Annotated in this window: 22 protein-coding genes and 8 pseudogenes; 14 read left to right on the top strand and 16 right to left on the bottom strand. The window is 68.5% G+C overall.

Translation table 11 applies throughout. The features are described 5' to 3' along the window. The first annotated feature begins 76 nt into the window (after positions 1–76). Together IE294_RS43010 and IE294_RS43005 are read left to right on the top strand one after the other, a co-directional pair. A pseudogene (locus IE294_RS43010) lies at positions 77–769 on the top strand (transposase). Further along, positions 706–1,200, top strand: a complete 495-nt coding sequence (locus IE294_RS43005) for an integrase core domain-containing protein (protein WP_189894792.1) — start codon at positions 706–708, stop codon at positions 1,198–1,200. Before IE294_RS43010 ends, IE294_RS43005 begins: the two are co-directional and overlap by 64 nt. A gap of 77 nt (positions 1,201–1,277) precedes the next feature. Here the strand turns inward: IE294_RS43005 and IE294_RS49490 are convergent, their stop codons facing one another. After that, positions 1,278–1,445 (bottom strand): hypothetical protein, encoded by a 168-nt coding sequence (locus IE294_RS49490; protein ID WP_306433540.1) that lies wholly within the window; start codon positions 1,443–1,445, stop codon positions 1,278–1,280. 10 nt (positions 1,446–1,455) lie between these two features. Then, on the bottom strand, positions 1,456–2,112 hold the full coding sequence (locus IE294_RS43000; protein WP_306433539.1) for an MsnO8 family LLM class oxidoreductase: 657 nt from the start codon (positions 2,110–2,112) through the stop codon (positions 1,456–1,458). A 681-nt stretch (positions 2,113–2,793) separates the two neighbouring features. On the opposite strand from IE294_RS43000, the gene IE294_RS42995 reads away from it, so the two are divergent. Continuing rightward, entirely contained in the window at positions 2,794–3,816 is a 1,023-nt protein-coding gene (locus tag IE294_RS42995; RefSeq protein ID WP_189894791.1) for a DUF4331 family protein, read from the top strand. A gap of 217 nt (positions 3,817–4,033) precedes the next feature. Here the strand turns inward: IE294_RS42995 and IE294_RS48535 are convergent, their stop codons facing one another. From IE294_RS48535 to IE294_RS42985, 3 genes and pseudogenes are all read right to left on the bottom strand, one after another. Then, positions 4,034–4,201, bottom strand: coding sequence for a helix-turn-helix domain-containing protein (locus IE294_RS48535; protein WP_229918010.1), 168 nt, complete (start codon positions 4,199–4,201; stop codon positions 4,034–4,036). Between the two features lie 241 nt (positions 4,202–4,442). Beyond that, a pseudogene (locus IE294_RS48530) lies at positions 4,443–4,625 on the bottom strand (PucR family transcriptional regulator); the annotation flags it as partial. 687 nt (positions 4,626–5,312) lie between these two features. Then, positions 5,313–6,008 carry an HAD-IC family P-type ATPase gene (locus tag IE294_RS42985; protein WP_444545314.1) on the bottom strand — a complete coding sequence of 232 codons (696 nt, stop codon included), beginning with the start codon at positions 6,006–6,008 and terminating at the stop codon, positions 5,313–5,315. 12 nt (positions 6,009–6,020) lie between these two features. On the opposite strand from IE294_RS42985, the pseudogene IE294_RS42980 reads away from it, so the two are divergent. From IE294_RS42980 to IE294_RS42960, 5 genes and pseudogenes are all read left to right on the top strand, one after another. Further along, positions 6,021–7,154: pseudogene (locus tag IE294_RS42980) on the top strand (Tn3 family transposase); the annotation flags it as partial. A 171-nt stretch (positions 7,155–7,325) separates the two neighbouring features. Beyond that, positions 7,326–8,858: a DUF6924 domain-containing protein gene (locus IE294_RS42975; protein WP_189894790.1), complete on the top strand. Its 1,533-nt coding sequence runs from the start codon at positions 7,326–7,328 to the stop codon at positions 8,856–8,858. 180 nt (positions 8,859–9,038) lie between these two features. After that, positions 9,039–9,353: pseudogene (locus IE294_RS42970) on the top strand (recombinase family protein); the annotation flags it as partial. 73 nt (positions 9,354–9,426) lie between these two features. Further along, positions 9,427–9,633 (top strand): AMP-binding enzyme, encoded by a 207-nt coding sequence (locus tag IE294_RS42965; protein ID WP_229918008.1) that lies wholly within the window; start codon positions 9,427–9,429, stop codon positions 9,631–9,633. Positions 9,634–9,727: 94 nt separating this feature from the next. Beyond that, positions 9,728–10,096: a YbjQ family protein gene (locus tag IE294_RS42960; RefSeq protein WP_058084329.1), complete on the top strand. Its 369-nt coding sequence runs from the start codon at positions 9,728–9,730 to the stop codon at positions 10,094–10,096. Between the two features lie 87 nt (positions 10,097–10,183). Here the strand turns inward: IE294_RS42960 and IE294_RS42955 are convergent, their stop codons facing one another. After that, complete coding sequence (locus IE294_RS42955) at positions 10,184–10,882, bottom strand: sensor histidine kinase (RefSeq protein ID WP_189894789.1); 699 nt, start codon at positions 10,880–10,882, stop codon at positions 10,184–10,186. Between the two features lie 233 nt (positions 10,883–11,115). Between IE294_RS42955 and IE294_RS42950 the strand changes: the two genes are divergently transcribed. Beyond that, complete coding sequence (locus IE294_RS42950; RefSeq protein ID WP_189894788.1) at positions 11,116–11,511, top strand: TniQ family protein; 396 nt, start codon at positions 11,116–11,118, stop codon at positions 11,509–11,511. Between the two features lie 291 nt (positions 11,512–11,802). Here IE294_RS42950 and IE294_RS42945 read toward each other — a convergent pair whose 3' ends face one another. After that, positions 11,803–12,540 (bottom strand): SAM-dependent methyltransferase, encoded by a 738-nt coding sequence (locus tag IE294_RS42945; protein WP_189894787.1) that lies wholly within the window; start codon positions 12,538–12,540, stop codon positions 11,803–11,805. A 153-nt stretch (positions 12,541–12,693) separates the two neighbouring features. Here IE294_RS42945 and IE294_RS42940 point away from each other — a divergent pair, with 153 nt between their 5' ends. Next, the gene (locus tag IE294_RS42940; protein WP_229918006.1) at positions 12,694–13,377 is read left to right on the top strand and encodes a hypothetical protein; all 684 of its coding nucleotides are present in this window, start codon (positions 12,694–12,696) and stop codon (positions 13,375–13,377) included. Positions 13,378–13,579: 202 nt separating this feature from the next. Here the strand turns inward: IE294_RS42940 and IE294_RS42935 are convergent, their stop codons facing one another. Next, a complete protein-coding gene (locus IE294_RS42935) occupies positions 13,580–13,786 on the bottom strand; it encodes a hypothetical protein (protein WP_189894786.1) in 207 nt (68 codons plus the stop codon). 771 nt (positions 13,787–14,557) lie between these two features. On the opposite strand from IE294_RS42935, the gene IE294_RS49230 reads away from it, so the two are divergent. Then, the gene (locus tag IE294_RS49230; RefSeq protein WP_268252857.1) at positions 14,558–14,692 is read left to right on the top strand and encodes a hypothetical protein; all 135 of its coding nucleotides are present in this window, start codon (positions 14,558–14,560) and stop codon (positions 14,690–14,692) included. 53 nt (positions 14,693–14,745) lie between these two features. Here IE294_RS49230 and IE294_RS49995 read toward each other — a convergent pair whose 3' ends face one another. The 5 genes and pseudogenes from IE294_RS49995 to IE294_RS42910 form a co-directional block, all read right to left on the bottom strand. Further along, the gene (locus IE294_RS49995) at positions 14,746–14,892 is read right to left on the bottom strand and encodes a hypothetical protein (protein WP_373315949.1); all 147 of its coding nucleotides are present in this window, start codon (positions 14,890–14,892) and stop codon (positions 14,746–14,748) included. Between the two features lie 622 nt (positions 14,893–15,514). Further along, positions 15,515–15,670, bottom strand: coding sequence for a hypothetical protein (locus tag IE294_RS48525; protein WP_229918004.1), 156 nt, complete (start codon positions 15,668–15,670; stop codon positions 15,515–15,517). Positions 15,671–15,759: 89 nt separating this feature from the next. Further along, the gene (locus tag IE294_RS42920; protein WP_189894785.1) at positions 15,760–15,924 is read right to left on the bottom strand and encodes a hypothetical protein; all 165 of its coding nucleotides are present in this window, start codon (positions 15,922–15,924) and stop codon (positions 15,760–15,762) included. A gap of 223 nt (positions 15,925–16,147) precedes the next feature. Then, on the bottom strand, positions 16,148–17,035 hold the full coding sequence (locus IE294_RS42915; protein ID WP_189894784.1) for a helix-turn-helix transcriptional regulator: 888 nt from the start codon (positions 17,033–17,035) through the stop codon (positions 16,148–16,150). Positions 17,036–17,275: 240 nt separating this feature from the next. Next, positions 17,276–18,448 (bottom strand): annotated as a pseudogene (locus IE294_RS42910) (IS3 family transposase). A 61-nt stretch (positions 18,449–18,509) separates the two neighbouring features. Here IE294_RS42910 and IE294_RS48520 point away from each other — a divergent pair. Further along, positions 18,510–19,096: pseudogene (locus IE294_RS48520) on the top strand (NF041680 family putative transposase); the annotation flags it as partial. Between the two features lie 225 nt (positions 19,097–19,321). Here the strand turns inward: IE294_RS48520 and IE294_RS42905 are convergent. Together IE294_RS42905 and IE294_RS42900 are read right to left on the bottom strand one after the other, a co-directional pair. Continuing rightward, positions 19,322–20,224, bottom strand: coding sequence for a competence protein CoiA family protein (locus IE294_RS42905; RefSeq protein ID WP_189894783.1), 903 nt, complete (start codon positions 20,222–20,224; stop codon positions 19,322–19,324). A 71-nt stretch (positions 20,225–20,295) separates the two neighbouring features. Next, positions 20,296–21,062: pseudogene (locus IE294_RS42900) on the bottom strand (transposase). 81 nt (positions 21,063–21,143) lie between these two features. Here IE294_RS42900 and IE294_RS42895 point away from each other — a divergent pair. Then, entirely contained in the window at positions 21,144–21,518 is a 375-nt protein-coding gene (locus tag IE294_RS42895; RefSeq protein WP_373315950.1) for a hypothetical protein, read from the top strand. Here IE294_RS42895 and IE294_RS42890 read toward each other — a convergent pair. Beyond that, entirely contained in the window at positions 21,505–21,906 is a 402-nt protein-coding gene (locus IE294_RS42890) for a site-specific integrase (protein WP_229918002.1), read from the bottom strand. The genes IE294_RS42895 and IE294_RS42890 overlap by 14 nt on opposite strands. Positions 21,907–22,093: 187 nt before the next feature. Between IE294_RS42890 and IE294_RS48515 the strand changes: the two are divergent. Beyond that, positions 22,094–22,431: pseudogene (locus IE294_RS48515) on the top strand (ABC transporter permease); the annotation flags it as partial. Between the last annotated feature and the right edge of the window lie 66 nt (positions 22,432–22,497).

Raw genomic sequence — 22,497 nt, 5'->3', positions numbered from 1 at the left:
ATCAGCCACCGAAAGCGAAACGGTCCGCCGACTCCGTCGGCGGACCGTCAAGAAAGATCGAGGTTAAGGGGTCACCATGCTTGTTGTCACCCGTGAGGGCGACCGACGCTGCAAGTTCCGTCCGTCTCAGCGCGCGATGGCGGCACTGGTGTACCTGCGCGAACACATCACCTTGGCGAAGATCGCTGCCGGGTTCGGGATCAGCGAGTCCACCGCTCACGCCTACACCAGCGCGGTCATCCACCTGCTCGCCGAACGAGCGCCAGGTCTGCTGAAGGTTCTGCGCGAGGCCGGCCCCGATTCGTCCTGGTGGACGGCACGCTCGCCGAGTGCGACCGGGTTGGCGACTCACGAGCGGACTATTCCCACAAGCACCGCCGGCATGGGGTGAACGTGCAGGTGGTCACCGATCCGGGCGGCAGACTGCTGTGGCTCTCACCCGCGCTGCCGGGCCGTGCCCATGACCTGACCGCAGCCCGAGCCCACCGGATCATCCGCATCTGCGAGCGCCAGGGCGTCCCCATCCTGGCCGACCTCGCCTACCAGGGCGGCGGCCCCTGGCTGACCACAGGCATCAAACGCAGGCCCCTGCGCAGGACTCACCACCACAGAGAAGACCGTCAACCGGGCCTTGGCCGCAGCACGGGCACCAGTCGAACGAGGCGTCGCCCGCCTGAAGGGCTGGCGGACCTTCCGCAGGTCCAGATGCAGCCCAAACCGCATGACGTCAATCGCCAAAGCAGTCCTCACCCTGGAGCGGCAACGCTGAAGAAGCTCATCGAGTCCCAGATCGGCCTCTACAAAACCGAGCTGATCAAACCCCGCAGGCCCTGGCACGACCTGGCCGACGTCGAACTCTGCACTGCCGAACGGATCGACTGGTTCAACAACCAGCGCCTCCACACAGCTATCGGGGACATCCCGCCCCACGAACACGAGACCAACCACTACGCTCAACTCCAGTCCCAACGGCGGCTGGAGTCAACGCATAGAGCCTCCACCGATTCCGGAGCGGTTCACGTCGTCCTCGCGGACAACGTCGAGACCCGGGCCCGGCAAGGAGTGGGCGGGCGCGGCCCGCTGGGAGTACCCGGACGACTCGACGGCCCCCCGGATCGCCGAGTCCATCGGGAGCAGCGGCGTTTTTCTGGCCCCACACTCCTGATCACCCCGCTACTTCTCGGCTGGTGTCTGGGCTGAGACACCGAAGCCGGCACACGCGCCCGCACCTGACGACGCTGTCCGGGCCCGAACTCGTGCCCCGGGTGCGGACGGTTTCATGCCCTGACCGTGATCAACTCAAAAGACCGAGCGCGATCCTTTGGCTCGTACACCGGTGTAAACAGCATGAGTTCATCAGCGCCGAACTGGTCTGCCAGCTCCGCCAGGCGAGCACTGACCCGCTCTGGATCGCCTTGGACCTGGTAACCGCGGGTCTCGTTCACGACAGCCTCCTCACGGCCGTGAACACGTGCGCAGCCGCGGCGCGCACGTCCAGCAAAGGCTGATCCGCCCTTTGGGTGACCAGGGCGGCCTGTGGACTTCGATGTGGCGCGCCAGTACGGCGGCGGCGGCTTCCGTGTCCGCGCAGATGGTCTGGACACTCAACATCACGTGGGGTGCGTCACACCATCTGGAGGGCTGGAAAATATCACGGTAGCGCCTCAACGCCTCGGCGATGCCCTCGGGCCTGATGTGATAGGCGAAAGCCAGGGGAAGCCCGAGGCGCGCAGCGAGCGTTGCCCCAGCCGGACTGGAGGCGAGGAGCCATGGCTCGGGAATCTCCGGTCGATCGGCCACGTATTGCAGGATGGACGCCACATCGTCCTGGTACTCCTCATCCGTGGCTGGGTCCTCGCCCCTGCGCAGCGCCCGAGCCGCCACGGGATCGAACGTCCCCGGACCCCGGCCCACGCCGAGATCGATCCGCCCGGGATGGAAAGAAGCCAGCGCGCCGAACTGCTCCGCCAACGACAAAGGCGAGTGGTTGACCGCGAGGCCCCCTCCAAAGCCCACCCGGACCGCCTGCGTAGCGGACGCCACGTGCGCGATGACTACGGCTGGTGGGAAATCAATCTGGGCGATCGAGCCGTGATGCTCGGCATACCACACCCTTCAATAGCCAAGCCGCTCCAGTACCTGGGCGACATCAATAACTCCTGGAAGCGTTTCGCTCGGTGTACGACCAAGCTCGACGCTGAGGATCTCAAGAGCAGAGAGAGGTATATCGATCATCCCGACACCATATGCGCTCAGCACTCTTCGACGTGACCGCCCCCAACGGAGCCGGGGCCCGTTACGCAGGATCGAGGATAGGCTCTCTCACCTAGAGGCAGGTCAAGAGCACTTTTTGTGTCTCTGACCAGCCTGCGGACAGCCCACCTCGTGAAAGCGCGAGGTTTACGGCACAGGGCATGATCTGACCTCACCGCACACGATAACTTGCGCGGCGGCCAACGCATTGCCTGACAGTGCAAGAACCTGCCGCATGCTTGCCTTCCTGTGCAAGGCCGGCGTCCCGCAGGGGCAATTCCGGCCGTGCGGCCGCGTGTTCGCTCACCCCTTGGACATCCGGTATCGCGGCCGCGTGACCAGAGGCTCTCCGCCCTCCGATTTCCCACCGCGCCTCCTCACTCGCATGCCGCAATGGCGAGCGACGCGGGGTTTCTCATGGACACAGACCAGTAGGGAATGTAAAACTTGCCTCGGCGTTTTTTGCACGCAGATTACGGCACGCCAGAATTTCCTGGAATCGGTGCCTCGATGCCGCGCACGAGAGCAGGAGAACCACCCATGTCCCACCATCTCGACACTCCGCTGGCGGCCCAGAACGGCCAGCTCTACATCGACGACCTGTATGTCTTCCCCGGTGAAGACAGCACGGTGTTCGTCATGGACGTGAACTCGAACATCACCGGTGTCTACGCCGAGCCCGGTTTCCATCACGAGGCGCGCTACGAGTTCAAGGTGCACTTCGACGGCGCCGACTTCGAGTCCCTGACCTACCGCTTCTCCTTCGATGAGGCGGACGCGGACGGCCGTCAGGCGTGGCGGCTGCACACGCTGACCAGTGCGGAGGCGCGTGAGGACGGTGCACAGGGCGAGCTGGTCCTGCAGGGCCGAACCGGCGAGGCGGCCGAGGCGGGGGGCACCCGAGTGTGGGCGGGCCGGATCGCGGACTCCTTCTACATCGACCTGGGGCTGCTGGCGATCGTCAACGGCGCGGTGGCCAAGGGCACGGCGGTGGATCTGTCCTCGTGGCGTCCCCAGGAGGCCGCCAACAGCTTCACCGGCACGTCGGTGGAGACCATCGTCCTGGAGGTTCCCCACACGCACGCCCAGTTGAGGCCGGGGGCCCGTACGGGGGTGTGGTGCACGACGAAGCTGGCCACCGATGCGGGGGGCTGGCGGCAGATCAACCGCGGGGGCAACCCGATGATGTGGCCGATCTTCTGGCCGGGGGACACGGACTTCTCCAACCCGGCCAACACCCGCCACCCCTCGCAGGACCTGGCCGCGGCCGGCGACCACATCGCCAGCCAGGTCGCCGCCGTGGTGCGCGCGACCGGCACGTCGGCCGATCCGGAGGGGTACGGCTGGACGGTGGCCCGGCAGTTGTTCCCCGACGTGCTGCCGTACGTGGTCGGCACGCCCGCCTCCTTCGGCTTCGCCACCCGCAACGGCCGCACCCACGCGGACAACGCTCCCGAGGCGATGCTCTCGCTGGTGACCAACATGCCGGTCCCCACCGGACTGAGCCCGGCGACCTCCGCCGAACTGCGCTCCTCGCGCTTCCCCTACGTCATCCCCGTATAACCCCCGGCACGGCGCGCCCCACTTCACCGGTGCTCCCTCGGCTGCCCCAGCCGAGGGAGCACCGGCCGGACGCGCACTCTTCTTCCAGGCCGGGGCCAACGCCCCCGGCGTGATCACCTCTCCATCCGACGTACGCACCGCCGGAACCAGGGCACGGGCGCTGGGCGCGCGAAAGGCCGCCCCACCGGCGATCGCCCGGGCAGCCGAGGAGCCGGACTCAGCGCGGCAGCAGCCTCAGCGCGTAGAGGGCCGCGCCCAGGTCCGCCAGGACGGCGGGATCGGACAGCGAGCGGCCCGTCAACTGCTCTATGCGGCGCAGCCGGTTGCGCACGGTGTTCGGATGGACGAAGAGGCGCCCTGCGGCCTCGGCGGCCACCCCGCCCACCGCGAACCACTGCCCCCAGGGTTTGCAGCAACCGCCGTTGTTCCGCCTCCGGCAGTCTCAGGAGCGGGTCGAGCGCGACCTCGACCAGCCGGCTCGCCTCGGCCGGGGCCGCGGCTGCTAGCATGGCGAGCGGATTGTCGTCGAACAGGGTGACCCCCGGCCCGTCACCTGGCACCCCCGCAAGGGCCAGCCGGGCGAACCGCAATGCCTGCGGGGTGTCCCTCAGCGAACCGAACCGAGGGCTGACGCCGACCCGGGCACAATGCCGACGCAGCATTCGCAGACTCACCGTCTCGGCCTCCCGGTGGCCGAGCGAGATCAGCCCGATCTGCTGGTCCGGCAGCAACCGCCAAACGGACGGCACCCCGCGGCGGGACAGCATGGCCTCGATGCCGGGCAGCGGCTCCTGGCCGGGATTCGGCACAGCCGCGGCCACCACCACGTACGGGCCTCCCTGGGGCGTACCCGGCGCCGGACCTTGTTCTGCGTCTCGCGGTTGACCTTCCGCGCGGCCGCGGTGACGGCTTCCCGGAAGTGGCCTCCGCGCCACAGCGGCCTGGCCGCGGACCAGACCACGGATGCAGATTCCGGGCGTTCAGCCCCGGCGCGGTGTCCCCCAGGCGCTCTTGGATTTCGGTGTCCCGCTGCAGGGCAACGTCGGCGCGCTGGGCGGCCTCACGGTGCTGGGACCAGCGGTTGATGCGCCCGTTGCCGGGAACCTCGGTACGCCAGTGGGGCAGGACCCGGTCGAGGATCTGCTCTACGACGTGCGCGCTGGCGACGATGTCCTCCTGCGATCCGCGGTTGGACTTCCTGGTGGTCCACACCGTCATGCCAGGCGGGTCCGGCGGCCGGTACAACTCGGTCAGCTCCAGGAAGCGCGCCAGCTCACCTCGAGCCCACTCGACATCGATGCTCATCGCCCCATCATCCACACCGTCACCGACAACCAGCCCGGAAATGGCGGCAGTCGTCAGTCGACAGCGGAGCTGCGGCGCTCTACGAGAGCGACGTCGCACCGGCGGCCGTGGTGCCGCTGGCACCGGCCGACGCCACAAGGCGCCCGGTCGTCGCGATCGGGCGCCTTTCGTGCGTCTGGTTCCGTCGTCGCTTACTTGAAGGTCCGCAGCCGGAGGCTGTTGGTGACGACGAAGACCGATGAGAAGGCCATCGCAGCTCCCGCGATCACCGGATTGAGCATGCCTAACGCGGCCAGGGGCAGGGCGGCGACGTTGTAGCCGAAGGCCCAGAAGAGATTGCCCTTGATCGTGGTGAGGGTCCTGCGGGACAGGCGGATGGCGTCCGCCGCCACCCGGAGGTCACCGCGCACGAGGGTGAGGTCGCCGGCTTCGATCGCCGCGTCCGTGCCGGTGCCCATGGCGAGGCCGAGGTCGGCGGTGGCGAGGGCGGCCGCGTCATTGACGCCGTCGCCCACCATGGCGACTGTTCGCCCTTCGCCCTGAAGCCGCTTGACCACGTCGGCCTTGTCCTGGGGCAGGACTTCGGCGATCACCTCGTCGATGCCGACCGCACGTGCGACCGATTCTGCGACGAGCTTGTTGTCGCCGGTCAGCAGCACGGGCGTGAGCCCCAGCCGACGCAGTTCGGCGACGGCCTGCGCGCTGGTCTGCTTGATGGCATCGGCCACGGTGAGCACACCGCGTGCCTCCCCGTCCCAGGCGACCGCGACCGCCGTACGGCCCTCGGCCTCCGCCGCGGCCTTGGCCTCGGCGAGCTCGCGGGGCAGCTCGATGACCCACTCCGCGAGCATCTGCTCCCGGCCGACGAGTACCGCGTGTCCGTCCACTACGCCCTGCACGCCCAGCCCCACCACGTTCTCGAAGCTCTCCGGCACGGGCAGGCTTCCGGCGTGCTCGACGGCGCCGGCTGCATTGCCGCGGCGAACGCCGCGCTGATCGCGGCCCAGGCCGAGATCCCGATCGTCACGTTCTGGGGCGACGGGCTGCTCGCCTCCGTGGACGGCCTGCGGTTCGTCGTCCCCGTCCGGACCGTGAACGCGGCGCCGTCGCCGAAGTACTTCGGGTTCAAGCGGGGCATCACCTGGCTCAATGCCCTCAACGACCAGGTCGCGGGCATCGGGCAGATGGTCGTCCCCGGCACGCCGCGCGACTCCCTGCACATCCTGGACGCCCTGCTGAACCTCGACGGCGGGATGAAGCCGGAGATGGTGGCGACCGACAACGCGTCGTACTCCGACATGGTGTTCGGCCTGTTCAAGATCCTCGGCTACAACTTCAGCCCCCGCTTCCGCGACCTGGACGACCAGCGGTTCTGGCGGGCCGCGATGCCCGGCGTCCAAACCGGCCACTACGGCGTGGTGGAGGACCTGGCCCGCAACCGGGTCAACATGAACAAGGTGATCGCGCACTGGCCGGACATGCTGAAGGTCGCCGGTTCCTTGGTCACCAACCAGGTCCGCGCATACGACCTGTTGCGCATGTGCGGACGCGAGGGACGCCCGACCCCGCTGGGGGCGGCGTTCGCCGAGTACGGGCAGATCGCGAAGACCGAGCACCTGCTGCGCGTGGTCGACCCGGTCGACGACACCTACCGGCGGCAGATGAACCGGCAGCTCACCGTGCAGGAGTCCCGTCAGCTCGCGAGGGACGTGTGCCACGGCAAGCGCGGCACCATCCACCAGGCGTATCGGGAGGGGATGGAGGACCAGCTCGGCGCGCTCGGCCTGGTCCTCAACGCCATCGTGCTGTGGACCACGAAGTACATCGACGCCGCCGTCGCTCAGCTCCGGGCCGAGGGCCACGAGATCCGGGACGAGGACATCGCCCGGCTCTCGCCGCTCAAGCACAAGAACCTGAACCTGCTCGGCCGCTACAGCTTCACCGCCTCGACCCCGGCCGCCGGCGCCCTGCGCCCGCTGCGCGACCCGGACGCCCCGGGGCCGGACGAGGACGACGACGGCAGCGAGGACTGAGCCGAGCCGACGCTTTGGGAGGCCGACGGCCAGATAACATCGCGGCGTCCATGAAGTCGAAGCACGGCTACGGGTCGGCAGGGTGGTGGAGATCCTTGATCGTTTCGCCCTGCGTTCCGTCTGGCGTCCTGCGAGCGGGGCGCGTGTGCGATGTACCAAGGGGTTGCTGGCGTGGGACAACTGGGTGTGCGCCGCGTGGTGCGGCTGGCTGAGGCGGCTGAGGCAGGGGACTGGGTCGCCTTCTGGGATGTGGCCCTGGAGGCGCACGCCGCGGGCAGCGGTTGGCGCGGCTCTGTCTGGGGTGAGGTGCTGGACGCTGCCCAGCGAATGCCGCAGGAGGTACGGGAAGGCGCGGCGCTCGCCTCCTCGGCTCGCTACCGGCAGCTCAGGGACGACTCCGGAGCGCGGCGTGCGCTGTTGATCCTTCTCGCAGTGATCTCACCCGGGCTGCCAGACGCCCCCCTGGTGCCGGAGCGGCAAGCGATCCTTGCAACAGCGGGCCACCGCTTCGAAGCGGACCTGGACGACGCCACCCTGGCGGAGGCCGAACTTGCGGCCGGGCGAGACCTGACAGCACCGGTCATCGCGGCAATCCGGCGGTCCTCGGTTACGCCGTACACCCCGGAGAGCATCGTCGCCCTGGGGCAGGGCCTGCGGGAGCCGATCCTCAATGTCGGGGAGCCCTGGGCGGAACAGGTGCTTCTGGACTTGGCCGAGCTCGGTGAGGGCTGGACCCGTCTCCTGCAGCACGCACTGGCCTCAAGATCCACTGCCACTCCCCCGGCGCGCTGGGAGAAGACCGGCAGGGCCTTGCTTGAGGCGCTGTCCCCGCAAGCGGGCGCGGCCGACGGCAACCGGGCTGAGGTCAGCGAGCGCATCATCTCCTGGCTGGCCCTGGTAGGCCGCCCACGCACCATCCCGCTACAGCCCGGTTTCAACGGAGAGCAGTTCGACGGGACTGTCGACCCCTACAACGCCCCGGCGATCCGCGGCCTCGTCTGGCTGTTGACGTACCTGCCCCCACACCCCCAGGCCGCCGTCTGCCTGGGCAGCGTAACGGAGGTGTGCCTCCGCACGGCGAAGGGCGTGGGCCCAGGCAGTCCCGAGACTGCCCAGGCATGCATCAGAATGCTCTCAAGCATGGACGACGAGGCGGCATCAGCCGAGCTGGCCCGGCTCGCCGCCTCCGTCACCCACCAGGGCACCCGGAAACTCCTCCAACGCGTGGTCACGTCGACCATTACGGCTCAGAGGCCACCGGGGCGTGAAATTCCCTTGAAAAGCCTCCCCCTGACAGATGACACCCCGCTGATTCGCACCGACTTCTCTGACAACGCAGCTTGGCAGGCCCTCCACACGGCAATCATGACTCCGAACGAGGACGGCTTCCTCGCACACCTTCACATCGTCGACAATCCCGCCTACCGCGATGTGACCACCGAACAGGTTGTCTCGCTGGCACCCGCCGGAGCCGACCTGATGATCGTGGCTGACCAGACCGCGCTTACCTCCCCGGAGATGCCGCTGCTCGCTGTCCTGCGGAACGAGGCGGACAGTGACGACGAAGCCAAGCAGGATCACGAGGAACTGCGTGTCATAGCCAAAGAACTGTGGTCGATCGAGAACAACATCTCCATCGGCAACATGGACTGGGAGGAATTCGTCGATGCCTGCGATGGCGACGGTGTCTTCCGAGGCTTCTGATCTCTCGAGCGATAGCGGCCTGTCGTCAAACGATCGTTTGACGACAGGCCGCCGACGCGTCCAATGAACCCGTGGAATCTAGGGGTTCGCAGCGCCTCGAATCCCATCAGATCCGATGGTGATTGCTGACAGGGTTTGACGACAGATAGGGTCCATTCCTCCGTACGGAAGGGGCCCCGGGTGGCGAACCTGGTCTACAAGCGGGTCTCGACCGACCAGCAGTCCACCGCCCGGCAGAACCTCGTCCTGGACGAGGCCGGGATCGAGGACCCGGTCATCTTCGAGGAAGACCCCGGCACCTCCAGCCGCCTACGCCCGCTCCAGCGCCCGAAGTTCCGCGAACTGCTGGACTACGCGCGGCCGGGCGACACCGTGCACATCTCCGAGATGTTCCGCCTCGTCCGCGGCACCGGCCACATCCTCGACGTCCTCCACCGCGACCAGGTCGCCCTGCGCATCCACGACGGCGCATTCTCCGCGATGGTCCTGAACGCCTTCGACATCAGCTTCGACGGCCGACTCTCAGCAGCCCGTCAGTAGCCCCAACCGCACTGGTTACACCGCTCGTTTGACAGACCCGACCTACGGCCAGCGTGCCGGCGCGGCGGTCGTGCTCGCCCGCGGCGGCACCGCAACCGAGCGGGACCTCCTCGCCCACTGCCGTGACCAGCTGGCCCCCTACGAGGTGCCGGACCGCCTCGCCATCGTCCCGTCCCTGCCCCACACGGCCAAGGGAGCACTGGACAGAGGCGCGGTGGACCTGTATGGACATTGAGTTGATGTCATGTCGACTCTCAATTCATGTAATGTGTCGCATCGTTGATGTGGCATGACCACCCAAACATGACTCTTCATTGGAAGGCAGATCCATGTCCATAGAGGACTACACCGGCGGGTCGGCACCGGATGCGGGCGTTCTGGTCGTGACGACCAACGACGTCCCGGGCCATGACGTGAAGCAGGTGATCGGCGAGGTGTTCGGCCTGACCGTGCGCACCCGGCACCTGGGCGCACAGATCGGCGCGGGGCTGAAGTCCGTGATCGGCGGCGAGCTGCGAGGCCTGACCAAGACGCTGGTGCAGGCACGCACCGAGGCCATGGACCGCCTGGTGGAGGCGGCCCGTGCCCGCGGCGCCAACGCGGTGCTCGCCGTGCGGTACGACGTGACGGCGGCTCAGGACTCGGGCACCGAGATCTGCGCCTACGGCACCGCCGCGGTCATCGCCCCGGCGGCCTGAGCGCCACGGCGTCACGGGCGGATTGACCTGGGGGCACCCTTTCGGGTCACCTCCAGGTCACCGGCAAGCTGAACCACCGTCGTCGTGTCACGCCGCCCCAGCCGGCGCCGGCAGCACGGCACGAACGGTGGTGCCCACGGCCGAGGAACACGTCACCGTCAGCGTACCCTCCAGCAGGGTCACGCACTCCGTCATGGCGCCCACCCGGGCATCGGCGCCCGGTCCGCGCGGCGGACACGCGTCACTGACCACGCTCACCACGAGGTCCGAGCCGATATGCGTCAGCTGCACCTCGGCGCGGCTCGCGCCGGAGTCCTCCACCGCGTGGACCAGCGCCTCCGCGACCAGGAAGTACACGTGAGTCTCCACCGCCCGTGGCAGCCGGATCCGACCGGAGTGGACGGTCACGGTGACGGGTACCGGGCTCGCCGCCGCGAGCGCGGCGACGGCCGGGACCAGCCCGCGCAACTGGAGCACCTGCGGACACGGCCCCGCCGCCACCTCCCGCACCTGCGCGAGCGCCGCCTTGGCGTCCCGGACCGCGCCGTCGAGGAGTTCGGCGGCGACCGGTGAGGAGGCCTCGTCCAGCTGCTCGCGAGCCATCCGCAGACCGAGGAGGAGGGACACCAGTCGTTCCTGGGCCCCGTCCCGCAGCAGACGCGCGGCCTGCCCGCGTCGCTCCGCCGCGGCGTCGGCGGCGGGGAGCGCCGCGGCGTCCGTGCTCTTGCGCCTGACGTCCTGGACGTGCGTCACATACTCGGCGATCGACTGTGCTGAAGCCGTCATGACGTCACCTTGGCACCAGGCGCCCGGCGGCGATAGCAGTCTCCGCTGCATGAGCTCATAAGCCACGTTTACGGGCTACTCATGCGCCCTCCGGGTCTTGGGGCCGGTCCAGATCGACCCGGTGCAGTTCGACCGCGACGTGCGCGAGCACCAGCGCACCCACCCCGGGACCACCCTGCCCCCAAGCGCGCGAGGCCGTCGCCGCCCAGCAGCCCGGTGGCCTGCCGGCACGGATGCCCGGCGCCCCGCTGCCCCGCCCGGGGGAGACACTGGCCGGCTACACCAAGCGGGTCGCCGCCGCGGCCGGCGCCCACCGGCACCGGGCCATGGAACTCCTCGGCCTGGCGCCCGGCTCCTCCGCCTCCCGGCGCCTGGCCGAACTCACCAGCGGCCAGCTGCCCGACGACGCCGTACAGGCCCTCGTCGCGGCCACCGGCATGACCCCCGCACAGGCCCGCGCCCTCACCACCGGTCCTGCCCCCGCCGACGCGGTGCCAGGCGTTGAGCACCTGGCGCGGCACGTGCTCGATGAGAAGCTGGTCCAGTCCGGAGGCGAGGGCAAGACCCGTACGGACGCGGGCACGCCGGCCCGGCTCCTGGCCGAAGCCGACAGGCGGCGCCCACTCTGATCGACACGAACCCGGCCCACAGCCTCGACGGCTGGGCGGAGCCGGCCGCCCACCTCCTGTTCGTCGACCTGCCCTGGCCGGCCGAGGGCACGGCAGTGCCCGCGGACCACGGCCTCGTCAACGAGATCCTCAAGGACCTGGGCATCGATCCCACTCCCCGGGCCGAGTAGCCCACGACGACGCCTCCGACCGACGCGGAGCGGGAGCCGGGGGCGTCGTCCGTCAGGCCGGTGCCGGGGCGCGGGTGCCGGCCGGCCGTGGGCGGGGCCGGGCGCCGGGGCGGGTCCAGGGTCAGTCGGACGTCTGGCGCAGAACAAGGCAGACGAAGCCCCAAGTGTCCCGGTAGACGCGCAGCCATTCGGAGCGGCGAGTGGTGGCGGTTTCAAGCACGTGCGAGCTCTCCGGATCGGCCGGGTGATCCAGAGCCCATGACGCGAGCGACCCCCAGCACGCCCACTCGTAGTCGTCCAGTTCACTGCGCGTGCTGACGTGCCCGTGGACAGGAGTCCACCCGTCGGCGACGACACGGTCCACCGTGGTCGCCAGGCTGGTGAAGTTCCCAAGCATCTCGACAGCCTCCTGGGAGGGCTCACGGTCCCAGAAGCCCTCACCGATCAGCACGCGTCCGCCTGGAGCCAGATGCTTGCGTGCTGCCGCGAGGGTGGGGAGCAGGCCGCCGAAGGCATGCGTGGCCCCAACGCTGAGCACCAGGTCGAACAGGTGCGGGGAGGAAAAGTCCGCGGCTTCCTGGTGGTGAAGAACGAGGCGCTCTTGGACGCCGAGGCCGCTCGCGGCCTGGCGGGCCTGCGCCAGGGCATCCTCGGAGATGTCAACCCCCTCGGCTTGCAGCTGCGAGTGCGTGGCCAGCGCACGCAGAAGCCATTCCCCGCCCCCGCAACCAAGGTCGAGTACACGCTCGTTGCCGCGCGGGAGGCCGCGTTCCAGCAGCCGGCGCACCGAGTCGTCGTCGAGCGGGGACTTTATCGGGTGGTCGGCATGGGCGAGCCTGGAGATCTGTTCACGATTCACCAGCGCAGCCTGACAGCGCCAGAGGCCGTACGCACCTCGTTTTCCTCCGCGAGCTGAAGGCTCCCAGGCAACCGCCGATCCACAGGTATTGACAATTACTCCGAGCCCCGTAGCTGGCCCTATGACGCGCTCCTGGTGATGGACAGCCGGGGCGTGGTCCGCGAACAGGCCCTGCGGGATATGAGTTTGCGGGTGACCCATCTCGACGCGCTACCCAATGGCCGGTTCGTTGTGCAGGGGCACAGTGCCGCAGGGGACCGGAACGCTCAGATCTACGGGATGGACGGGCGCCGCCGCCGCAGCTTCGCGATGGGGCGTGCGGTCGAGTACCTGATGGCCGACCGGTGGCACCATGTATGGAGTGCCTACTTCGACGAAGGCGTCTACACGGACCCGATCAGCGCCGGCGGCCTGGTGCGCTGGGACAGCGGCGGTAACCGCCAGTGGGGGTACTCGGCTCCGGAGGGCGTCGAATACATCGACACGGTCTACGCCTTCAACGTTGACGACGGTGTCGCGTGGGCCAATTACTATCCGACCTTCCCGCTGCTCGAGGTCCGGACCACCGGTGACCTTCGGCTACGTAGGACTCCTGTGGTCGCTCCCGCGGGTATGGCCGTGCACGGTGAAGACATCACGATGCTGGGGGGCAACCGGCAACCTGACCGCCTGCACCGCTGCCGTCTGGCGGAGAGCGAGGCCTTGCTGGTCGAGGAAGCCTGTCTCACCCTCCCCAGCGGGGCACCGCTCAAGCGGTACGCACGCCCCGTAGGACGAGGCCGCCATCTGTACCTGCGTGGCACATCACCCAGACAGTGGTACGTGACGGATATCTAGGCCGTCTCACGTCGTGTGTCGGCCGTCCGGGCCTCCAGCCAGCTCGGGCCCAGGCGGCGGCCGGTTCGCCGAGCAGGTCGCCGACGCCGGTCAGCAGGGCGTGGCCCACGTGCCCGCCGGGCAGTTGCTCGCGCAGCAGACCAGGATCCGCTCACTCCCCAGGGCGGTGAGGGGTACGGGGGCGGGCGCACCCCCAGCGCAGTCAGGGATGATGAGTTGACGTGATGGGCGACCGGAGACGTGGCGCGCCGGCTGCACTGTGGACGAGGACTCCCTGCGGCTCACCGAACTCCTCGCGGTCGAGCTGTGCGCCTACCTCTTCCAGCGATTCGGCCGCGATCCGGACCGGTTCGGCAACTGGCTGGTCGACTTCGGCGACCAGGTCGCCCGCACCCAGCAGCACGCTCACCCCGCCGGCCCCACCGCGAGTTCCAGCGGCCCTCGCGCGGGAGCCGGGGAAGCTGCTCCTTCCAGTCCAGGTCGTCGGACTCCGCCAGCCGGTCGGCAGCAGCCCTCGCGACCATACCGAAGTCCAAAGGGCCGGGCCCAGGCCCGAGGTGCTCATGCAGTCGTGTCCAGGAACGGGCCATGCCCGGCACCCCAAGGCGTCCAGGCGCGGTCAGTTCGGCGTAGTGCCGGTCGGGGCGCGGGCTCGGCTGGTCGTGCTCGGTGCCGTGGATCCGGCGGCGTGGCAGCTGCTGAGCAGGCCCGTTCCGAGCCGCGGCCTGTTCACAGGTACAACGGCGACCGCGGCCGGTAATGCCTTCCAGGCTGCGCACTGACGCCGCGACGGGCCTGCGGAGTGACCGGCCTCATAGGGACAACCAGATGACGGATAACCCGAATGCCCGGTTATGCGAATACTGCCAGTGAGCTGGCCCGTTCAGCCGCCCTACGGAAAGCCGACCCATACCGTGATCGCGCCGTCCGGGCGGCCGGGAGCTCGACGATGACACCGAACTACGCGTGGTGACGGTCGATCCGCTGGGGGTACTCCGCCTCTCGGATTCCGCATGCACCGACGCCGCCCTTGGCGCGATGGCATGCCGTTCCGCCTCGGGAAACAAGGGACGATGTGCCTGTAAGAAAGGGCATGGTGAACAGGTCGGGCGACCTTTTCACTGGCTCGGTGTGTTCGACTCGTTGTGTCCATTCCTCCTCACGAACCGGAGCCAGTTACATGCGTCGCGTCCTTGCCACCTGTCTGCTCGCCCTCGGTGTCAGCCTGCTGGGCACCACCTCCAGCTTCGCCGCCACCAACATCGGTGTCCACACCGACGCCAACTGCGGCGCGTACGGTTGCGGCGGCTGGTAAAACCTGCGCGTCGGCGGGCCTGTGCGATCCGGGCCCGCCGCAACGCCTCCGGGCTACCCCGCCCTGCCGTGCGATCCGGTCGTCAGGGCGGCGAGATCCTCGGGAGCGCGAAAGGGCGGCGGGGGCGGCGGCCCCCGGTTGAAGAGGCCCTCCGCCAGGACCTCCAGCTTCCACAACCGGTCGTCGACAACGCAGTCCATGTCGGAGTAGTACTCGCTGACATTGCCCGCCGGACCCTGCAGGTCTAACGGCGAAGACGTTGCGGTGGTCGGTGGACCAGCGCAGAAACGCCCCGTGGTCCTTGACGTAGTCGGACGCCTTGAGCCGAGCCCGTCACGAAAGAAGGCAGTCGTTCCCTCGAAGTCCGTCGTAGCGAGGACGACGCGTCCGCCTGGAGAGCGGTCTGTCATCCGCGCCCTGCCCGCCAGGCAGGACGTCGCAGACACCGGCAGTAGCAGCAGCGCGAACGTCCAGACGAATGGCGTAAGTTGGCCAGTAGCCGCCGACATCGCGCTGAACAGGGCCGAGGCCAGGGCCAGGACGACTGTCTGGCCGAGATTCTGTGACGCCTGCATCGCGCTGCTCGCATAGCCCTGCCCGCCGACCGGGGCGTGCGTGAGGGACAGCAGGGTCAGCGATGGCGCCGCCAGCCCCATGCCCACCGCAGCCAGTACCATCGAAGGACACCGCTGCGGCCGCAGGCAGGGCGCAGAGCGCGGCCAGTACGACCGCAGCCGCCATCACGCCGGCCCAGGCGAGCCGCGGCCTCAGTGAACCCAAGGCCCGTCACTACGCCCGGCACCCGGCGCACCGTACTGAGCATCAGCGGTACGAAGCCTCGAGGGTGAAGTACGTGCCGGAGGTCAGCGCCCGCAGCATCAACGTGGCGGATAGCCCATGTCCGTCGCGCCGGGTGCGCGGTGGCAGCAGGCGCGGGGTGAACACCACGAGCGCCGCCAGACCGACCACCGTGCACATCCAAGCCCGGGCGTCCCCGCCGCACCCGCACGTCGGCCCCGCCACCCACTGAGAACACCGACACCTTGTTCTGAGCTGCCGGCCCGGGGTCAGCGCGCGGTGGTGACGGTGACGGGGACGTCGGGGCAGACGTCGAGGACGTCGGACACAGCGGTGTGTTCGGCCGGGTCGATGCTCAGACGCCAGCGGATTTTGTCGGCGATCCAGTCGGTGACGTACTGGCAGCGGTAGCCGACGGCCGGCGGGAGCCACATGGTGGGGTCCTGGTCCGCCTTTGCCCGCGCGGCCGTCGGCGATGGCGACTCCCAGGATGCCGGACCACCCGGAGGAATCGTCGAGCGGGCCCTGGCTGGAGGCGATCGGCGAACGATGGCGGGACGAGACCGGCGACCCGCTCCTCCAACAGCACCTCGATGAGGGCCGACCCGGGGGCCCAGCGGACCCTTTGGCGTGGGGAGGGGCCGGCCGATCAGCAGGTCAGGAGGAGCAGACGTCGTGTGCCTCTGGGCTGTTGGCTCGACCCTCGTCCCCTGCGGCCGGCAGATGAGGCGCTGCCTTGGAACGGACCAGACGGTGCAACGCCTGTTCGCTCTGGGAACCCGGCTCGACTTGGAAAGTGCCGAGTTGGTGGCCCGACGCGCCATTGATGGTGAACGATTGGTACGTCAGCTCCAGGGGGCCCGCCTCCGGGTGTAGTACCCACCCGATCTGGTGCGTCTTGGCGCGGAAGTCGTACCTCGCCCACAAGCGGGTGAGGTCCTGGCTCTGGGCGGACAGCTGTTCCACCAGGGCGCGCAGTTTCCGGTCTCCCGGATGGAGCGACGCCGTCGCGCGCAGGCTCGCTACGCAGGTCCAGGCGAGAGCCTCCCAGTCCTGGTAGAACCGCCGGGCGGAGGGGTCCAGGAAGATGAATCGAGTCAGGTTCGTCTCAGGGCCCACGACGGAGAACAGTGCCCTGCCCATTTCGTTCGCGGCCAGGATGTCGAACCGGCGGCTCATGATCAGCGCGGGGGTATCCCAGGCGTCGATCAGATGAAGGAGATGCGGGGCCACGCGATCTTCGGCCGGTGACGGCTCGCGGTTGCGCAGTCCCTGTTGGGCGAGCCGGTGCAGATGCTCAGCGGCTTCCGCGTCCAGCCCGAACACCCGGGTCAGCGCATTGAGCACTTGCACGGACGGACGTTTCTCACGCCCTTGTTCGAGACGTGTGTAATACCCCTCGCTCATGCCGGCCAGCATGGCCACTTCATTGCGCCGCAGTCCCGAGGTACGCCGAGGTCCTTCGTTCGGCAGCCCTACCTGAGCGGGTGACGTGGCAGCACGACGAGCTCGTATGAACTCACCCAGAGGATTGACATTATGCACTTGACCCAGCTTACTTGCCGAGGTCGCGCGATAAGCCCTGACATGACTGTGTGGGTGCACGTGCCGAGTCTCCCCCCGTGTTACCGATGGACCCGTGAACCGCTCCGGAATCGGTGGAGGCTCTATGCGTTGACTCCAGCCGCCGGTTGGGGCTGGAGTTGAGCGTAGTGGTTGGTCTCGTGTTCGTGGGGCGGGATGTCCCCGATAGGGGGCTTCCACCTTGATCGTGGACACCGGTTGTCATGCAGCGATAGCCAGCGTAGTTGATCTCCGTTCGAAGGCGACCGGCGCGAGGTAGCCGATCGTGGAGTGCCTGCGCTGGTGGTTGTAGAAGCCGAGCCGGCCGAAGACTGCGAGGCGGGCGGCTCGTGCGGTCGGCCGGCCGCGCCGGCCGGGAAGGATCTCGCGCTTGAGCGAGGCGAAGAACGACTCCGCGGCGGCGTTGTCCGCGGAGGTTCCGACCGCTCCCATGGATCGGAGGATCCCGGCCTGGTGGCCGGCGTCGGCGAACGCCTTCGACCCGTACTGAGCCCCGTGATCGCTGTGGAAGATGACGCCGTCCACCCGGCCGCCGCGAGTGCGGACGGTCGCGTTGAGCGCGTCGGTGACGAGCTCGGCCCGCATGTGATCGGCCATCGACCAGCCCAGCAGGCGACGGGAGAACACGTCGATGACGGTGGCCAGGTACAGGAACTTCCCGCTGGCGATCGGCAGGTAGGTGATGTCGCCGACCCAGGCCCGGTCGGGGGCGGATGCGGTGAAGTTGCGCCGCAGCAGATCGGGCACCGCCTGGGCGGCGGGGTCCGGGACCCTGGTGCGGTGTCGCCGCTTCAACCTCCGTCCCTGGATACCGTGTTGACGCATGAGCCGCTCGACGCGCTTGCGGTTCACCATCGCACCGCCCTCGCGGAGCTCGGCGGTGATCCGCTTGGCACCGTACGTCTTCCCGGACTCTGTGTGGATCTTGCGTATCCGCCGGGTGAGCGCGGCGTCGGCGGCCTGCCTCGCGGCCCGCGCCCGGGGCGGTCTTCAGCCACCGGTAGAACCCGGACCGGGACAGATTCAACACGGTGCAGAGCCGCTTCACGCCGAAGGCGTCGCGATGGTCGGCAACGAACTCGAAGCGGCTCACCAGTTCGTCTCGCCCGCAAAATACTTGGCCGCCCGGCGCAGGATGTCACGTTCCATCTCCAGCTCGCGAACCTGCTTACGCAAGGCCGCGATCTCCGCGTCCTTCGTGGACTCCGCGAGCGCCTCGGGCCGCTCGGCGTTCTCCGCGGTCTTGATCTACTGCCGCGGCGTCTCGTGGTTCACGCCGAGCTCGGCGGCGATGCGTGAGACGGGTCGGCCCGACGAACGGGCCAGCGCCACCGCGTCTGCCCGGAACTCCGCCGAGTACTTGTAGGTCCCCACACGGGACTCCTCTGCCTGGACTCAAGATCCACTGTCGAGCTGTCCACGATCAAGGTGGAGGGCCCGGGACCGTCTCCACCCCCGGCTCACGACCCGCTCCGCCTGGATCGATCACAACGGCGAACTCCCCATCATCGAAGGGACGCTGATCCGCCTCCAGGTCGACCGACTCCCCGGCGGCGGTGACCCGCTGCCGCTGTGGCTGTGGTCCTCCGCCACCGGCCTGACCAGCGGCGGAGTCGATCTGCGCTGGCAGGCGTTCCTGCGGCGCTTCGACCTGGAGCACACGTTCCACCTGATCAAGCAGACGCTCGGCTGGACCCGGCCGAAGCTCCGCACCCCGGCAGCGGCAGACCGGTGGACGTGGTTAATCATCGTCGCGCCCACCCAGCTCCGTCTCGCCCGGCCGCTCGCCGGCCCTGGGAGCGACCGGTGGAGCCGAACAGGCTTATCACAGCCCGGGTCCGACGAGGGTTCAGATGCCTCCGCCCGGTTCTGGCCTGTCCGGCCCGTACGCCGAAACCATCGCGGCCGGGCCCCGGCAGGCGGCTCGGCTCGAAGAACCAGCGGCCCGCCACCCGCTACGACGTGGGTAAGATCGTCCGCCGCGCTGAGACCATCAGCGAACGCGATCGGGTCAGACCATGACACCCTGGGCACAGCAAAGAGGTGAGCATCGCGCTGAGGTGCGGTCGACACACGCCGTGGCGTGTGCGGTCCCGGTCAGCCATGCTCTCTGCCCACAGTGACGTGCCGAAGCATTGGGTATGCGTGACAGCAGTCGAATCCTACCCACCAGAGCGACCGTGTAGGTTAAAGCACAAGCTTAGAAGCCAGGCATCTCGCGCTGTCGGAGGCTCGAAGCGGGCACGGTCAAGAAGCCGCAGCCGACGAAATTACAGGTGGTGTCGGCGTCTCTGCCCGAGAAGCGGAGTGCTCTTCCGGGGCTTGCTGCCCTTCTGGAACCGTGGCTTCATCGCTGCGGTAGTTGTTCCACCGGGTCTTGTCATCCACGGACACCCACATGTAGGCGCCACAGCGCCGGTCCTTGCGGGAAGAGGCGAACAGCGGGGTCATGCTACCGGTGGCCGCGCCGACCAGGGTCTGCCCAACCGCGATGGCCCGGGTGTTGCCCTTGTAGCCGGTCCATCCTGTGCCTTCGTCGTCCAGGCGGCGAGGAGGGTCCCATTGCAGGTGTACCTTTCCGTAGCCTGTCTTCCCTCTGCCGTCTGGACAGGGGCGCTCAGCACTCGCGGTGCACCGCCACTCCACGAGAACCCGGAAGCTGCCCATCAGCGCAATGTCTGCCGCATTGCTGATCTCTTTCCAGGTCATCTCCCTGGTCAACATCCAGTTGGAGCGGTCGATCAGGTGGAACCTGTCGTCGTGCGTGATCCAGTTGGCGGTCAGCCCGGCTTCGGCGTGGGCCTTCGACCGGCGCAGCACAGTATCCGCACTGGCGTTGTAGTACTGCGCTTCGCATCCCAGACTTACTCCGCCAGCGCCAATGATCGTTACGTCTGGTCTGGATGTCCGGTTCCTGGTCGTCGTCTCCACTTGAACTTCAAGGCCGACTGACTGCCCGGTACGGGCCAGAAAGTCCTTCATCGCCTTGTGTCTGTCACTCTCCTCCGGAGTCATTTCATGCGCAGTGGGCAAATGGGCAGCGCGCAGGCGCAGGACGCCGTCAGGGTCGCGATGCTTCCGCACGTACATATGTGGGCTTTTGACCCCGCTCAGTTCAGCCTTGCACTGGTGTCCTTGGCTGCTTTCCACGCAGACTAAAGGTTGTCCCGTAAGTGATCTTGGAGGCGCTGTGGACACGGCCCGGGGCACGGTCCGCTCGGTCATCCGGTGAGAGCGAGGTTGTACAGGCGGGCAATGCCGAGCATGGCGTGGTGGACGCCGTCGCTTTCAGGCGGCAGTCGCGGAGGATCTTCCAGCCCTTCATTCTGGCGAAGGTGTGCTCGACGTGCGCCCGAACCCGCTTGTGGGAGCGGTTGTGTTCCTCCTTCCAAGCCGGGAGTTCCTTGCCCTTGGTGCGACGGTGCGGGATGACGAGTCCGGTGCCCTGGTAGCCGCCGTCGGCAATGGTCACGGTGTGGCCGACGGCGTCCTTGGCGCCGGACTCCTCCCAGCCACGCGAGTCATGACGATTGCCGGGCACGGGCCGGCCGGCCGCCACGACCATGCGGGTGTCGGCGTCTATGACGACCTGGTGGGCGGTGGAGTACCTGTAGTTCTTGGACTGCTCGGCGATGCTGCGGTCGCGGGTGGGTACCGGGGTGCCGTCCACGATCAGCACTGCGCCCTTCGCGAACCGCTTGCGCGGCTTGAGCGCGAGCTTTGGGCCGAGGTGGTCAATGACGCGACTGGCCGCGGACTTCGACACACCGAACAGTGGCGCCAGTTGCCGCAACGTCAGGTTGGTCCGCCAGTACGCGGCGACCAGCACCACACGGTCCGCCAGCGGCAGCCCCCACGGCCGCCCGCGCCTCGGAGTGTCCGCACCCTCCCTGCGCAACTGGGTCACCAGCTTGCTCAAGGCGCGCGGGCTCAGTCCAGTGAACGGGGCTATCCAGGACGGCTCCGCCGCCGTGATCACGCCAGCCATCCGGAGATCGTTCCAGTTGCCGACACCCCTCGCCACGACGATCCTGGGCTACGAGCAAGCAAGGGGGGCAAGGTGGGGCTGATGCTCTTCCCAGGCGACGACGATGTGGCGAGCCCGGACATCTCCTGGTCGTACACCGGCTTCAGCATGTTCAGGAAGTGGTTGGCGCAGGCCGAGGGGTTCAGGCTCGCCGAGATGGACGGCTTCGGCGGAGACCGCCAATGGTGCAGCGTCTCCACCACGCTGGCGCCACTGCTCAACCATCCAGACGACGATGGACCCGACCTCGGACCCGCTCAATGCGCGGCCATGTTGCCCCGGCTGGAAGCCATTCTTGACCAACATCAGACTGACGACAGCGACCCCGTCCTTCGACGGCGCGTCGAAGACGTCAGCCAGTTCATCACCGTCCTGCGGTTCTGTGTCGACAAGGACGTTGAGCTCATCTTTGGCTGAGCGCGGGAGCGCGGAGCGACCCGTCGTTGAGGGGATAGCCCGTGGTTACGGGAAACTGCTCGTCGTGGCCCTTCAGCCGGGAGGACGTGGCCAGTCCGCGGCGGGGGCTGTGGCCGGTGAAGCGGATCTCGATCCCGGCGCGTTCGCCGGCGCGGGTGACGATGTCACCGATGGACTCGGGAGCCAGGCCCCCTTGCAGGACGGTGTGCCAGCGGTTGTGCAGGCGGCGCCATGCGTATCCGTCAGGGTCGGTGAGGTTGGCGGCCTCCTTCCACGCCTGCCACGCGCGAACCGGGCAGATCGAGGGCCGGGAGCCGTAGGGGATCGGGACGACGCGGGGCCGGATCTTGGAGACGCGTGGGGCACCACAATCACCGTGATCACGCACGACGGGAACATCGCGGCGCGGCTGCCACACCGGGCGGAGATGCGCGACGAGCGGATCGTGAGGGGCATGGGACCGCGCCCGGGCCCGACGGCGGACCGGGGCGCCGCCTCCGCACCAGCCGGCCGGGCCCGCCGCGTCCGGACAGTCCGTTGGACCCCGCTGCCGGCCCGGCCCCGGGAGTGAACCGATGAGCGCCGCCGCGCCCGGGAGGCCCGCCCGTTCGGTCCGGCAGAGCACGTCCGACGTGCTGCGGCTCGGACTGATCGGCATCCGCACCCGCCGGCTGCGTGCCGCGCTGTCGGCACTGGGCATCTACACCGGCATCGCGACCCTCGTCCTCATGACGGGGATCCCGGCATCCAGCCAGCGGGCGCTGAGCGACCGGCTGTCCGCGCTCGGCCGAACATGCTCAGGGCGGTCCCGCAGCCCGACCAGAACCCTTCGGTGCTGCCGTCCGCGTCCGCCGACAAGATGGCCGCCCGCATCGGCCCGGTCACGGCGACCAGCGACGTCGCCAACACCCACCCATGCCCGCCGACCCCGCGTCGAGCCACCGCGCCATCGAGAACCTGATCGCGCGGTACGCCGAGC

This window comes from Streptomyces canarius (assembly GCF_014650735.1).
Taxonomy (GTDB): domain Bacteria; phylum Actinomycetota; class Actinomycetes; order Streptomycetales; family Streptomycetaceae; genus Streptomyces; species Streptomyces olivaceoviridis.
This window is presented reverse-complemented; position numbering and strand designations above follow the sequence as displayed.